Source organism: Leifsonia shinshuensis (assembly GCF_031456835.1).
GTDB classification, from domain to species: domain Bacteria; phylum Actinomycetota; class Actinomycetes; order Actinomycetales; family Microbacteriaceae; genus Leifsonia; species Leifsonia shinshuensis_C.
This window is the reverse complement of sequence record NZ_JAVDVK010000001.1, coordinates 1,168,108-1,182,241: the sequence shown is the minus strand read 5'-3', so window position 1 is coordinate 1,182,241 and position 14,134 is coordinate 1,168,108. Positions and strand designations below refer to the sequence as shown.

Below are 14,134 nucleotides of genomic sequence, written 5' to 3'. Positions count from 1 at the left end.
GCGGCGTTCCAGATGACCCGTTCGCTGCGAGGAGAGGGCTCTCAGGAGACCGCCTGCGCGAAGCCGAGCGTGGCGTCCGCGAGGTGCCGCAGCTCGTCCGGCACCGGCCGTCCCTTCGCCTGCATGGACTGGGCCCACAGCCGTCCCGCCCGGTACGACGACCGCACCAGCGGCCCGGCCAGCACGCCGAGGAAGCCGATCTCCTCCGCCTCCTGCTTGAGCTCCACGAACTCGTCCGGGTGCACCCAGCGTGCCACCGGGAGGTGACGGGGACTGGGCCGCAGGTACTGCGTGATCGTGATGATGTCGGTCCCGGCGTCGTGGAGGTCGCGCAGCGCGGTGCTGATCTCGTGCCGCTCCTCGCCCATCCCGAGGATGAGGTTCGACTTCGTGATCAGTCCGGCAGCACGCCCCTGCGTGAGCACGTCCAGCGAGCGCTCGTAGCGGAAGGCGGGGCGGATGCGCTTGAAGATGCGCGGGACGGTCTCCACGTTGTGCGCGAACACCTCCGGGCGCGCCGAGAACACCTCGCCGAGGTGCTGCGGGTTGCCGGAGAAGTCGGGCACCAGGATCTCGACGCCGGTTCCGGGGGACTGGCGGTGGATCTCGCGGATCGTCTCCGCGTACAGCCACGAGCCCTCGTCCTCCAGGTCGTCGCGGGCGACACCGGTGACGGTGGCGTACCGAAGACCCATCCGCTGCACGGACTCGCCGACGCGGCGCGGCTCGTCCCGGTCGAACTCGGCGGGCTTGCCGGTGTCGATCTGGCAGAAGTCGCATCGGCGGGTGCACTGCGAACCGCCGATGAGGAACGTCGCCTCCCGGTCCTCCCAGCACTCGTAGATGTTGGGACAGCCCGCCTCCTGGCAGACGGTGTGCAGCTCCTCGGACTTCACCAGGTTCTGCAGCTGGCGGTACTCCGGCCCCATCTTCGCCTTGGTCTTGATCCACTCGGGCTTGCGCTCGATCGGCGTCTGGGCGTTGCGGACCTCGAGGCGCAGCATCCGGCGCCCCTCGGGAACGGCGCTCACGCGACGGCCTCCGCTGCGGTGAACTCCAGGTCGAAGGCGTCCATGACCAGCGGCGCGACGTCCTGCGGCGTGACGGTGCGACCGAGCACGCGCGAGATCGTGGTGACTCCTGCGTCGCGGATGCCGCAGGCGACGATCCGGTCGTAGGCGTCCAGGCTGTTCGAGCAGTTGAGCGCGAAGCCGTGCATCGTGACGCCTTCGGCGACGCGGATGCCGATGGCGGCGATCTTCTCCTCGCGGGTGGCCCCGGGGTTGTGCTCCGGGAGCATCCACACACCGGACCGGCCCTCGACCTGAACACCGGTGACATCGAGGCGGGCGAGCACGTCGATGAGGACGCGTTCGAGTGCCCGGACGTAGCCGACGACGTCGATGGGGTCGTGGAGGCGGAGGATCGGGTACCCCACGAGCTGTCCCGGCCCGTGCCAGGTGATCTTGCCGCCACGGTCGACGTCGACGACGGGGGTCCCGTCGGTCGGGCGTTCGTCCGGAGCGGTCCGCTTGCCCGCGGTGTACACGGGGGCGTGCTCGAGGAGGATGACGGTATCGGGCGCCCGGCCTGCGACGACAGCGGCGTGCAGGGCACGCTGCTGCTGAAGGGCCTCGAGATACGGCACGGAGTTGGCGCTTAGCCCCGTGACGTCATACGTGGTCACGTCGTCAGTCTATGCGCGCGCGGTCCGCCCGCTCGCAACGTCAGGTTCGTACACAGGCTGGCGTTGCGGCGAGTTGTCCACCGATCCGCACCGGGCCGGCACTCGGGGATTGCGGATCCGTTGGGATGGTCTCGTGACACCGATCGCCCCGTCCTCCCGTTCCCTGCCCGCCTCCGCGGACGAGCTCCGCGCTATCGCGGTCGCCCTTGCGCGCCGGGAGGGTTGCACGGTCGAGCCGCCCGACGCCGACCCGCCGCCCCGCGAAGGATCCCCGCCGGAAGCGCGTGTCGTCGTGTCCGGAGGCGGCCTGCCGGGTCGGTGCCTGCTGCGTGTGCGTGAGCGCCGGCCGGGCGTCGCGTCTCGCGATGTGGACGTCCGCCGGGCCGCCGCGAGCGAGCATGTGCTCGGTGTGGTCAGAGAAGTCCCCCTGCTTCGCATACGCGGCCGAGAGGTGGATGCGGTGCTCCTCGAGCACGCCGGAGGCGGGGGAGTCGACGTGGTTCTGGCGCGGGCGACCGGTGTGCGATCGGGGGAGGCGGCGACCCTGATCCTCGGCGCGGCGGCCGGCGTCGAAGCGCTCCATCGCGCGGGATGGGCGGCGCCGGACCTCGACAACGCGTCCGTCGTCCTCGCCGACGACGGGCGCCCGGCGCTCGACGGGCTGGACCGCATCCGCCCGCTGGATGCCGAGACGGCCGTCGCGGATGCGGAGGCGTTCCATGCCTGGGCGCGTCGACTGTGCCTGCGGGTGACCGACGGGTCCGGGATGCGGCTGCTCGCGGCTGTCGAGGCCGGGTTGCGTCAGGGGCGGTGGTCGGCCGTGGAGGCGGCCGTTCTGGCGGTGGCGTCGCCGGAGCCGGTTCGGCGCAGCAGCCGCGGAGTCGCAGGGACGGAGGTGGCGGTGACGGCGGGGACGGGGTCCGGCGCGCCGAGGGGTGTGGTCGGCGCACTCCCGGCCGGACGCCAGATACCGCGCCGTGAGCACGGCAGCGGGCTTACCAAGACGGCCGCGGCCGCGATGACGGCGCTCGACGGAGAACCGGTCCGCGTTCTGACGCGCTGGCTCGGCTCGTGGGCCCGCAGGCGACCGGCCCTCGTGGCGAGTGCGCTCGTCCCGGTCGCTCTCGCTGTCGCCGTCATCGTCCTGGTGCCGTCGACGTCGGCAGGGAGCGCATCGGCCGCGGGGTCGCCGGCATCCGTGCACTCGACAGCATCCGCGTCGGCATCCCGATGGCCGGCCACCTCGTCGCCGACGGCTCAGCCATCGACGACAGCCCTATCGTCGCCCGAGCCGACGGCGCGACCGTCGGCGACAGCCGTGTCGTCGCCCGAGCCGACGGCTGCCGTGACCACGGCGCGTCTGGATGCTGAGGACCCGGTCGTCGCCGCGCAGGCGATCCTCGACCGGCGGCATGCGTGCTTCGCCGGCGGCACCGGTCGGGAATGCCTCGAGGCCGTGGTCGAGGCCGGTGCGGCGCTGCTGGAGCACGAACTCACGGCGCTCGAAGCCGGCCGGACGGCTGCCGCCTCAGCCCGCGACTACGCCGGGGCCCGGGTGGAACTGGTGGAGCGCTGGGGGGATGCCGCTCTCGTCGGCGTGGCGCCGGATCGCGCGCTGACGCCGAAAAGCGAACCGGCCTCGCTCCTGCTGGTGAGGGGCGAGGCCGGTTGGCGGCTACGGGCGGTGTTCCCGTGACGGGTCAGATCCCGAGGTTGCCCTCGAAGTTGCCGTCCTCGAGGCGGTTCTTGACGGCGACCAGGAAGCGGGCGGCGTCCGCGCCGTCGACGATGCGGTGGTCGTACGACAGGGCGAGGTACACCGTGGAGCGGATCGCGATCGAGTCCGTGCCGTCGGCCGAGATGACGACCGGCTTCTTGGTGACGATGCCGGTTCCCAGGATGGCCACCTGCGGGAGGAACACCAGCGGGGTGTCGAACAGGGCGCCGCGAGAACCGGTGTTGGTCAGCGTGAACGTGCCGCCCGCGAGCTCGTCCGGCTTCAGACGGTTGTCGCGGGTGCGCTGGGCCAGGTCGGCGATCTCCTTGGCGAGGCTCGCGATGTCGAGGTCCGAGGCGTTCCGCACCACCGGCGTGAGGAGGCCGCGCTCGGTGTCGACCGCGATGGAGATGTTCTCGTGGTCCGGGTAGACGATGTTCTCGCCGTCGACGGTCGCGTTGATGACGGGGTACGTCTTCAGCGCCTCGGCGGCGGCCAGAGCGAAGAACGGCAGGAACGAGAGCTTCACGCCGGTCTTCGCCAGGAAGTCGCCCTTCACGCGGTCGCGGAACGCCGCGACCTTGGTCACGTCGACCTCGACGACGCTGGTGAGCTGAGCGCTCGACTGCATCGAGACCACGGCGCGCTCCGCGACGACCTTGCGGAGTCGCGACATCGGCTGGGTGGTGCCGCGCAGCGGCGAGACCTCGGGGGCCGACGCGGCCGCGGGAGCCTCGGAAGAGGACGCCGCCGGAGCCGCCGCCTGGAGGATGTCCTCCTTGCGGATGCGACCGCCGACACCGGTGCCGGTGACGGTCGAGAGGTCGACGCCCTGCTCGTTCGCGAGCTTGCGCACGATCGGGGTCACGTAGCCCGCGTTGCCCGCGTGAGCACCGGACGAGGCCGGCGCGGCGGGAGCGGACTCCTGGGCGGGAGCCTGCTGGGCCGGAGCGGCAGCGGGAGCCGGGGCAGCGGGTGCAGCCTGCTGAGCCGGTGCGGCCTCCTGAGCGGGTGCGGCGGGGGCCGCCGGCGCCGGAGCGGCGGGAGCGGCCTGCTGCGGCTGTGCGGGTGCGGCCTCCTGGGCGGGGGCCGGAGCCGGAGCAGCGGGAGACGCCTCCTGGGCCGGAGCGGCGGGTGCGGCCGCGGCCGGCGCAGCCTCGGCGGGCGCGGGAGCGGACTCCTGGGCCGGGGCAGCCTGCTCGGCCGGAGCGGCCTCGGCGGGCGCGGCCTCGGCGGGCGCAGCCTCGGTCGGAGCGGCCTCAGCCGGCGCCGCCTCAGCGGCGGGCGCGGCCGGAGCCTCGGCGCCGGCGCCGGAACCGTCGCCGATCGTCACGAGCGCAGTGCCCACCTCGACCGTCTCGTCCTCCTGCACCAGGATCGCCTCGATGACGCCGGCGACCGGCGACGGGATCTCGGTGTCGACCTTGTCGGTCGAGACTTCGAGCAGGGGCTCGTCCACCTCGACACGGTCGCCAACGTTCTTCAGCCAGCGGGTGACCGTGCCTTCCGTGACGCTCTCGCCGAGCGCCGGGAGGCTGACGGATTCGCTCATGAGCTTCTCTCCTTCAAACCTGATCGTTCAGTAGCTTATTGCAGGCGGGTCCGCGCACGGCGGACCCGCCCGATGGTCCTACAGCGTGTGCAGCGGCTTGCCCGCGAGGTACAGGAAGGCCTCGCCGAGCGACTCGTTCTGCGTGGGGTGGGCGTGGATGAGCGGAGCGATGTCCTCCGGGTACGCCTCCCAGTTCACGGCCAGCTGCGCCTCGCCGATGAGCTCGCCGACGCGGGCGCCGATCATGTGCACGCCGAGCACGGGGCCGTCGTTCAGACGGACGACCTTCACGCTTCCGTTGGTGCCGATGATCTCGCTGCGGGCGTTGCCGGCCAGGCTGTAGTCGTAGCTGCTGATGCTGTCCGCGCCGTACTTCTCGGCCGCCTTCGCCTCGGTCAGACCGATGGACGCGACCTCCGGGTCGCAGTAGGTGACCTTGGGGATGTTGACGTCCGGGACGACGATCGGGTTGAGGCCCGCGATCTCCTCGGCGACGAAGATGCCCTGCTGGAAGCCGCGGTGCGCGAGCTGCAGGCCGGGGACGATGTCGCCGACGGCGTAGACGCCGGGGATGTTCGTGTGCAGGCGCTCGTCGGTGATGACGAAGCCGCGGTCCATGGTGACGCCGACCTCGTCGAAGCCGAGGCCCTGGGTCAGCGGGCCGCGGCCCACGGCGACGAGCAGGAGGTCGGCCTCGACGGTGTCGCCGTTCTCGAGGGTGACGACCACGCCGTTCTCGTCCTGGGTCACGCCCTGGAAGCGGATGCCCAGACGGTAGTCGATGCCGCGGCGGCGGAACGCCCGCTCGAGCGACTTGCTGATCGACTCGTCCTCGTTGGGGACCAGGTGGGGGAGCGCCTCGATGATGGTGACGTCGGAGCCGAACGACTTCCAGACGCTGGCGAACTCGACGCCGATGACGCCGCCGCCGAGCACCGCGACCTTGCGCGGCACGAAGTCGAGCTCGAGCGCCTGCTCGCTCGTGATGACGCGGCCGCCGATCTCGAGACCGGGGAGCGAGCGCGAGTACGAGCCCGTGGCGAGGACGATGTTCTTGCCGACGATGGTGTCGTCGCCGACCTGGACGGTCGTCGGGGAGGTGAGGCGGCCCTCGCCCTCGATGACGGTGATGCCGCGAGCCTTCACGAGACCCTGCAGTCCCTTGTACTTCTTGGCGACGATTCCCTGGCGGTACTCGGTCACGCCGTTGATGTCGACGCCCTGCAGCTGGGTGACGATGCCGTACTTCGACGACTCACGGGAGTAGTCGGCGATCTCGGCCGCGTGGAGCAGCGCCTTCGTCGGGACGCAGCCGCGGTGCAGGCAGGTGCCGCCGACCTTGTCCTTCTCGATCATGCCGACGGTGAAACCGAGCTCGGCCGCACGCAGCGCTGCTGCGTAGCCTCCACTCCCACCGCCGAGCACCACAATGTCAAAGTTCTGCTCGGACACCCAGTAACTCCCTCGCGCATCAGGATCATGTGACACGAAGCCGCCCAGAGAGGATGGCTCCGGGGGGCGTGTTGATGGGCAGGTTTTCCCGCCCATACGACCCTACTACTTCCCGGAAAAGCTCTCGGCCAGGCGGATGAGCGCCCTTACGCTGACGGCGGACGGTCCCTTGCCTGTGAAGCCGTACGGGGCGGCCGGGCTCTTCGCCGGGCCGGCGATGTCCAGGTGCGCCCAGGGGATGCGGGGGGCGTCGTCGCCGTCGCCGGTGCGGCCGACGAACTCCTGCAGGAACACGCCGGCCAGCAGCGCGCCGCCCGCGGTGTTGCCCGGGTTCGCGTTGGCGATGTCGGCGACGTCGGAGTTGATGGTGGCCCGCAGCTCCCCGGGCAGCGGCATCGGCCAGAACAGCTCGCCGCTCTCCTTGGCCGCCCCGAGCACCTGGTCCACCAGGTCGTCGGAGCCCATCAGTGCGGCGTAGCGGGTGCCGAGCGCGACCATGGCGGCGCCGGTCAGGGTGGCGACGTCGACGATCGCGTCGGGCTGCTCCTCGCTGGCGGCGACCAGGCCGTCGGCGAGCACCAGGCGGCCCTCCGCATCCGTGTTCAGCACCTCCACCGTGCGGCCGCCGCGGATGCGCAGCACGTCGTTCGGGCGGATGGCCGAGCCGGACGGCATGTTCTCGGCGAGGCAAAGCCATGCCGTCACCTTCACCGGCAGCGCGAGCCGCGCGGCGGCGAGCGCGACCGCGAGCACCGTGGCGGCGCCCGTCATGTCGTACTTCATGCCGACCATCCCGGTCGCGGGCTTCAGGGAGAGGCCGCCGGAGTCGAACGTGATGCCCTTGCCGACGAGGGCGAGGTGACGGGATGCGCCCTCCGGCGCGTACACGACCTTCACCAGTCGCGGGCCGCGCGTCGACCCCTGCCCGACGCCGAGGATGCCGCCGAAGCCGTCGGCAGCGAGCTGCTCCTCATCCCAGACCGTGACCTCGACGGGAAGTCCGGACGCCGCGGCGGAGGCGCGCTCGGCGAAGGTCTCGGGGTAGAGGTCGAGCGGCGGAGTGTTAACCAGATCCTTGACCAGCGCGGCAGCCTCCGCCACGGCGGTCGCCCGCGCGACGAGCGCGTCCGCATCCATGTCGGATCCCGCGGCCAGCAGCTCGATCGCGGCCACCGGGTCCTTCGCCCCGGCGCGGCTCTTCTCGCGGTACTCGGTGAAGGCGTACGCGCCGAGCGCCGCGCCCTCCAGGGCAGCGCCGGCTTCGGCCGCCGACTCGGCCGGGAGGTCGAGCGCGACCGCGGAGGTGCCCGCCAGCTGGCGGACCGCGGTGCCCGCGGCGTAGCGCAGCGCGTCCTCGCCGCCCTCCGGCAGGCCGACGACCGCGACGGAGGGTCCGTCGCCCGTCCCGGGCAGGCGCACGAGCTCGTCCTTGCCGCCGGAGAACCCGATCTCCTTCAGCTGCCGCCCGAGCTCGTCGCGGCGCTCGCCGGAGAGGACGGTGATGCTGTCGCGCCCGGCACGGGCGGCGACGACCACGACATCGGCGGACGTGGCGGGGGTGGAGGAGAGGGTCACGGTCAGCGCGGGAACGGTCATGACTCGACCCTAACCCGGGTGTTCGCTGTGGGCGTTCCCCCACGGGCCGTCATCCGGGGTCGTGCGCCGGGCTCCGTCCTAGAGTTGGAGTATGCGCGACCCCGGCGAACTGTACGAGCTCGACCCGGCACTCGGTGTGCCGGAGGGATTGCCGCTGGTCGCGGGCCTCACGGGCTTCGCCGACGCCGGCTCCGGCGTCAGCCAGCTCGGCACCTATCTGCTCGGGACCCTCGACAACGACGTGGTGGCGACCTTCGACGCGGACATCCTGCTCGACTATCGCGCCCGCCGCCCCATCATCTACTTCGACCAGGACCACCTGACCGACTACCAGCCGGCGACGCTGAAGCTCTACCTCGCCTACGACGAGCTGCGCCAGCCGTTCCTCCTCCTGTCGGGCTTCGAGCCGGACTTCCGCTGGGAGGCGTTCACGGAGGCGGTGCTCGGCTTGATCGAGCGTTTCAAGGTGAAGAGCATCACCTGGGTCCACTCCATCCCGATGCCCGTTCCGCACACGCGTCCGATCGGCGTGACGGTGAGCGGCAACCGCTCCGAGCTCATCGACTCCATGTCGATCTGGAAGCCGCACACGCAGGTGCCCGCCAACGCGCTGCACCTGCTCGAGTACCGGCTCCAGCAGCTCTCGTACCCGATCGCCGGATTCATCCTGCTGATCCCGCACTACCTCGCCGACACCGAGTACCCGGCTGCCGCGGTCGCGGCCCTCGACTCGATCAGCGCGGCCACCGGCCTGATCTTTCCGACCGACCGGCTCCGCCAGGAGGACCGCGAGTTCGTCGCCAACATCGACGAGCAGGTCGCGGGCAATCCCGAGCTCGGCCGACTGGTCGGCACGCTGGAGGAGCGCCACGACTCGTACATGGAGGACACGCAGCTGCGCTCCCCGCTGACCGACAGCGACGGCGAGCTGCCGACCGCCGACGAGATCGCCGCCGAGCTCGAGAACTTCCTCGCCTTCCGCCGCCACGGCGACGAGGAGAACGGGCGGGGCGAGCGCTGATCGGCGAGCGCTGAGCGCACGGGCGACGGCCACGCCGAACGGGCGGCCGCTGCGCCGGGCGTAGGATCGTCCGGTGAATTCGCGTCGCTCCTGGGTCGTCTACGGGATCGGCGTCTTCGCCTACCTCATCGCCGTCATGCAGCGCACCACGATCGGTGTCGCGGGCGTCGCGGCGACCGAGCGGTTCCACGTCTCCGCCTCCGTCCTCTCCACCCTCGCCGTGGTGCAGCTCATCGTGTACGCGGGCATGCAGGTCCCGGTCGGGGTCCTCATCGACCGGATCGGCTCCCGCAAACTCATGCTGACGGGCACGGCACTCATGGTCGTCGGGCAGGTCGCCGTCGCGCTGGCGCCGAGCATCGCGATCGCCATCGTGGGTCGCATCCTGGTGGGGGCGGGAGATGCGACGGTGTTCACCTCGCTGATGCGCCTGGTGAACTCCTGGTTCCGCGGCAGGATCGTGCCGCAGCTGTCGCAGTGGATCGGCAACGTCGGCCAGCTCGGCCAGGTGCTGTCCGCCGTGCCGTTCGCCCTGCTGCTGCATCTCTCGGGCTGGACGGTCGCCTTCCTCAGCGCCGCCTCGCTGTCCGTCGTCGCCCTGATCGGCATCGCCGTCGCGGTCGCCGACCGGCCGGTCGGCGCGAGCGAGGGACCGCGTCCGGCGACGTGGTCCGACTCGCTGCGGCAACTGAGGATCAGCCTGGCCCGCCCCGGAACGCAGCTCGGCTTCTGGTCCCACTTCGTCACGCAGTCCTCCGGCACCGTCTTCAGCCTGATGTGGGGTATCCCGTTCCTGGTGTTCGCCCTGGGCATCGAGCCGGCGGAGGCGTCGGCCCTGCTGACCGTGCTGGTGGGAGCGGGTCTCATCTCGGGACCGATCCTCGGCATCCTGACCGCCCGCTTCCCGATGCGGCGCAGCAACCTCGTGCTCGGGATCGTGGCGCTCATGGCCGCCGCCTGGACGCTCGTGCTCCTGTGGCCGGGCGAGCCGCCGCTGTGGACCGTCATCGTGCTGATCGCGGCGATCGGGATCGGCGGCCCCGGTTCCCTGATCGGCTTCGACTTCGCGCGCACCTTCAACCCACTGCACAGCCTCGGGTCGGCGAACGGCATCGTCAACGTCGGCGGCTTCCTCGCGAGCTTCGTCATGATGTTCCTCATCGGCGTCTCCCTGGACGTGCAGGCGCATGGGGCGGAGGGGGACGCGCAGCTCTACCAGCTGGACCACTTCCGCTGGGCGTTCGCCATCCAGTACGTCATCGTCGGGATCGGCGTCGGCTTCCTGGTGCACGCCCGCCGCCGCACACGGCGCCGGCTGCAGGAGGACGAGGGAATAGAAGTGGCCCCTCTCTGGGTTGCACTTGTCGGAGCGTGGAGAAGGCGCGGCGGTCACGAAGCGTTGTAGGGGCGTGGGGGACGCCCGATCGATCCCGATCCGAGAGCTGGCCGCGAATGGTCGGGGGAGCGCGTGGAACGTGCAATAATTGACGTCTGGACCCGTTCATGTCCCGGGGCCGGAGCATTAGACGATGCCCGGCGCCTCATCCCGGACTTGACATGGGTCTTAGTAGTGTCCGCACGCAAACCCTGAGCCAGGCTCGGCCGTCAGGATCCCGGCCCTCTCCGCTTGGTATGAAAGGTGTTCACATGGCAACCCGTGCAGCAACGAAGACCCGCGACGCGGAGGTCGAGGTCGACGAGACCACGACCGTCGTCGCGGACGAGACGGCGAAGCCCGCAGCCAAGAAGGCGGGCGCGAAGAAGACGACGACAAAGGCCCCCGCGAAGGCGACCGCTGCGAAGAAGCAGGCTGCGCCCAAGGGCAAGGCCGGCGCTGCGGACGACGACGACCTGGATGACGACGCCGAGGTCGAGATCGACGACGAGGAGGTCGTGGTCGAGGCGACCGACGACACCGAGACCGACGACACGGAGACCGAGGCCGACGCCGACTCCGACGACGCGGACGACAGCGACACCGAGGGTGCGACGCCCACGGCCGCCGTCCCGGTGGTCGAGATCCCGCTGCCGACCGACGCGCTCGTGCTGCGCGCGGTCGACGAGGACGACGACATCCCGGTCTACTCCTCGACTATCACCGGCGCGACCGCCGACCCGGTCAAGGACTACCTGAAGCAGATCGGCAAGGTCCCGCTGCTGAACGCGGCCGAAGAGGTCGAGCTCGCCATGCGCATCGAGGCCGGTCTGTTCGCCGAGGACAAGCTCGCGAACACCCCGAACCTCAGCAAGGAGCTGGAGCGCGAGCTGAAGTGGGTCGCCCGCGACGGCCAGCGCGCCAAGAGCCACCTGCTGGGCGCGAACCTGCGCCTCGTGGTGAGCCTCGCCAAGCGCTACACCGGGCGCGGCATGCAGTTCCTGGACCTGATCCAGGAGGGCAACCTGGGCCTCATCCGTGCGGTCGAGAAGTTCGACTACACCAAGGGCTTCAAGTTCTCGACGTACGCCACCTGGTGGATCCGTCAGGCGATCACCCGCGCGATGGCCGACCAGGCCCGCACCATCCGCATCCCGGTGCACATGGTCGAGGTCATCAACAAGCTGGCCCGCGTGCAGCGCCAGATGCTGCAGGACCTGGGCCGCGAGCCCACCCCCGAGGAGCTGTCGAAGGAACTCGACATGACCCCGGAGAAGGTCATCGAGGTCCAGAAGTACGGTCGCGAGCCCATCTCGCTGCACACTCCTCTGGGTGAGGACGGCGACAGCGAGTTCGGCGACCTGATCGAGGACACCGAGGCGGTCGTCCCGGCCGACGCGGTGGGCTTCACCATGCTGCAGAAGCAGCTGGAGAGCCTGCTCGACTCGCTGTCCGAGCGTGAGGCGGGCGTGATCCGCATGCGCTTCGGCCTCGGCGACGGCATGCCGAAGACGCTCGACCAGATCGGCGACACCTTCGGCGTGACGCGTGAGCGCATCCGTCAGATCGAGTCGAAGACGATGGCGAAGCTGCGTCACCCGTCGCGTTCGCAGTCGCTGCGCGACTACCTCGAGTAAACCGGTGCGTTACCGACTGGCGGTCCTCGCCGGCCGCCTCGCCCGCTGGCTTCTTCGCCTGCGGGGAGGCGGCTCCGCGGTCCCCGGCCGTGTCGCGCTTGCCATCGCCCCGAAGTTCCTGGAGCGCGCGGTCAGCCGGCTTCCCCTGGGCGTCGTGTTCGTGTCCGGCTCGAACGGCAAGTCCACGACGACCAACATGCTCACCGCGATCCTGCGCGAGCACGGTCTCGAGGTCTTCACCAATCCCTCGGGCGGCAACCTGCCGCAGGGCATCGCCTCCGCGCTGCTCGCCGACGTGCCCCTGGACGGCTACGTTCGCGGCGATGTCGGCGTGATCGAGGTGGACGAGGCCTACGGCGTCGACCTCGCGCGCGTGCTGAAGCCGCGCGGCTCGCTGCTGCTCAACGTGCAGATCGACCAGCTCAACCGCTTCTTCGAGCCCACCCGCGTGATCGGGATGCTGCGCTCGATCGCCGAGGGCTCGTCCGAGTTCGTCGTGGTGAACGCGGACGACGACAGCCTGTCGCGGGTCGGCGCCGAGCTCGTCGCGCAGGGCCGTGACGTCTCCACGTTCGCCGTCGCGCCGTCCATCATCGAGTCGTCCCCCAACGGCCTCGCCAATGTGAAGGACCTGACCGGCGCGTCGGCGGGCTCCCTGCCCATCCCGTCGGTGTTCGTCAGCAAGCTGGAGGTGCAGAGCGCCCAGCTCACCATCGGCGGCGAGCACGTCCGGATCGGCCTGCCGGCCCGCGGGCTGCACTACGCGGTGGATGCGGCGGGCGCCACGGCGATGGCGCGCCGGCTGCTGGGGGAGAAGTTCCAGCCGCAGTCGGTCGTGGCGGCCATGGCAGCGCTGCGCACCGTCTACGGTCGCGGAGAGACGCTGAAGGTCGGCGACGAGGACGTCGAGATCATCATGATGAAGAACCCGCCGAGCCTCCAGCTCAACCTCGACTACCTGGCCGAGTCGCCGGAGCAGGTGTTCGTCGCGGTCGACGAGGGCACCCCCGACCCGTCGTGGGTGTACGACATCGACCTGTCGAAGCTCACGCACGTGGATGTGGTGTCCGGCACCAAGGCGTGGCAGTTCGCCACGCGGTTCGCCTACGCCGGCATCGACGTCGACCAGGTCCTGCCCGAGCTGAAGCCGGCGCTGCAGGCGTTCCTCGCCCTGCCAAAACCGTCGCGCGGCACGAAGACGATGATCGTGAACTACGAGCAGATGATGCTGATCCGGAAGCAGCTCGGCTTCCTCGACCTGGAGGGCCGCGAGCGATGACCGTGCTGCGCATCCTGCACCTCTATCCGGCCGAGCTCGGCATCAACGGCGACGCCGGCAACGTGCTCGCCCTCGCCGAGCGCGCGCAGTGGCGCGGCATCGACGTCGAGGTGGTCCGCCACAGCGTCGGCGCGGAGCTTCCGACCAGCGCGGACATCGTCCATATCGGCTCCGGCCCGCTCTCCGGTCAGCGCGCCGTACACGCCGACGTCCTGCGCATCGCCGCCCGGCTACGCGACTGGCGGGATGCGGGCGTGCCGTTCCTCGCCATCGCCGGCGGCTGGCAGCTGCTCGGCAGCGAACTGGAGACCCCCGAGGGCGAGGTGCTCGCCGGCGCGGCGGTCTTCCCGACCCGCGCTGCGCTCGGCGCCAAGCGGCACGTCGGCGAGATCGTCGTCACGCTCGCGGACGGCAGCACCATCGCCGGGTTCGAGAACCACTCCGCCCGCACCGTCCTCGACGAGGCGGAGCCGCTCGGCCGAGTCGTCAGCGGCACGGGCAACGGCGACCAGACGGAGGGCGTCGTCGTCGGCGCGTCGATCGGCACGCACCTGCACGGTCCGCTGCTCCCGATGAACCCCGCCCTCGCGGACCGCTTCCTGAGCACCGCCCTGCGCGGCGAGGTCGCGCCGGTTCCGCAGACGGAGCGGGTCGACCGCTACGCCACCAACGCGCGCCGCGCGATCGCGGACCGCCTCGGCGTCTCCCTCTGAGCGCGCGCCCGCTCGCCCTGTCCCTTTTCGCCGAGGTGCACGTTGTTGCGCACCTGTGCGGCGTGTCGAGCGCAACAAGGTGCACCTCGACGAAAGAACGCGCCG

11 protein-coding genes are annotated in these 14,134 nt (G+C 70.9%); 6 read left to right on the top strand and 5 right to left on the bottom strand.

All coding sequences use genetic code 11. From position 1 onward, the window contains the following. Positions 1-41: 41 nt before the first annotated feature. Together lipA and lipB are read right to left on the bottom strand one after the other, a co-directional pair. On the bottom strand, positions 42-1,031 hold the full coding sequence (lipA, locus tag J2W45_RS05790; RefSeq protein WP_310129739.1) for a lipoyl synthase: 990 nt from the start codon (positions 1,029-1,031) through the stop codon (positions 42-44). Then, the gene (gene lipB / locus J2W45_RS05785) at positions 1,028-1,687 is read right to left on the bottom strand and encodes a lipoyl(octanoyl) transferase LipB (protein ID WP_310129737.1); all 660 of its coding nucleotides are present in this window, start codon (positions 1,685-1,687) and stop codon (positions 1,028-1,030) included. The genes lipA and lipB overlap by 4 nt, the downstream gene beginning before the upstream one ends. A 460-nt stretch (positions 1,688-2,147) precedes the next feature. Between lipB and J2W45_RS05780 the strand changes: the two genes are divergently transcribed. Beyond that, complete coding sequence (locus tag J2W45_RS05780) at positions 2,148-3,383, top strand: hypothetical protein (protein ID WP_310129735.1); 1,236 nt, start codon at positions 2,148-2,150, stop codon at positions 3,381-3,383. 4 nt (positions 3,384-3,387) lie between these two features. Here J2W45_RS05780 and sucB read toward each other — a convergent pair whose 3' ends face one another. From sucB to J2W45_RS05765, 3 genes are all read right to left on the bottom strand, one after another. Then, positions 3,388-4,956 (bottom strand): 2-oxoglutarate dehydrogenase, E2 component, dihydrolipoamide succinyltransferase, encoded by a 1,569-nt coding sequence (sucB, locus tag J2W45_RS05775; RefSeq protein ID WP_310129734.1) that lies wholly within the window; start codon positions 4,954-4,956, stop codon positions 3,388-3,390. A gap of 78 nt (positions 4,957-5,034) precedes the next feature. Further along, positions 5,035-6,408 (bottom strand): dihydrolipoyl dehydrogenase, encoded by a 1,374-nt coding sequence (gene lpdA / locus J2W45_RS05770; protein ID WP_310129731.1) that lies wholly within the window; start codon positions 6,406-6,408, stop codon positions 5,035-5,037. 105 nt (positions 6,409-6,513) lie between these two features. After that, positions 6,514-8,004, bottom strand: coding sequence for a leucyl aminopeptidase (locus J2W45_RS05765; protein ID WP_310129729.1), 1,491 nt, complete (start codon positions 8,002-8,004; stop codon positions 6,514-6,516). 91 nt (positions 8,005-8,095) lie between these two features. Here J2W45_RS05765 and J2W45_RS05760 point away from each other — a divergent pair, with 91 nt between their 5' ends. From J2W45_RS05760 to J2W45_RS05740, 5 genes are all read left to right on the top strand, one after another. Then, positions 8,096-9,025, top strand: a complete 930-nt coding sequence (locus tag J2W45_RS05760) for a proteasome assembly chaperone family protein (RefSeq protein ID WP_310129727.1) — start codon at positions 8,096-8,098, stop codon at positions 9,023-9,025. Positions 9,026-9,098: 73 nt separating this feature from the next. Beyond that, on the top strand, positions 9,099-10,430 hold the full coding sequence (locus J2W45_RS05755) for an MFS transporter (protein ID WP_310129725.1): 1,332 nt from the start codon (positions 9,099-9,101) through the stop codon (positions 10,428-10,430). 242 nt (positions 10,431-10,672) lie between these two features. Then, the gene (locus J2W45_RS05750; RefSeq protein ID WP_310129723.1) at positions 10,673-12,037 is read left to right on the top strand and encodes an RNA polymerase sigma factor; all 1,365 of its coding nucleotides are present in this window, start codon (positions 10,673-10,675) and stop codon (positions 12,035-12,037) included. A gap of 4 nt (positions 12,038-12,041) precedes the next feature. Beyond that, positions 12,042-13,316 (top strand): MurT ligase domain-containing protein, encoded by a 1,275-nt coding sequence (locus J2W45_RS05745; protein ID WP_310129721.1) that lies wholly within the window; start codon positions 12,042-12,044, stop codon positions 13,314-13,316. Beyond that, the gene (locus tag J2W45_RS05740; protein ID WP_310129719.1) at positions 13,313-14,029 is read left to right on the top strand and encodes a type 1 glutamine amidotransferase; all 717 of its coding nucleotides are present in this window, start codon (positions 13,313-13,315) and stop codon (positions 14,027-14,029) included. The genes J2W45_RS05745 and J2W45_RS05740 overlap by 4 nt, the downstream gene beginning before the upstream one ends. Positions 14,030-14,134 lie beyond the last annotated feature (105 nt).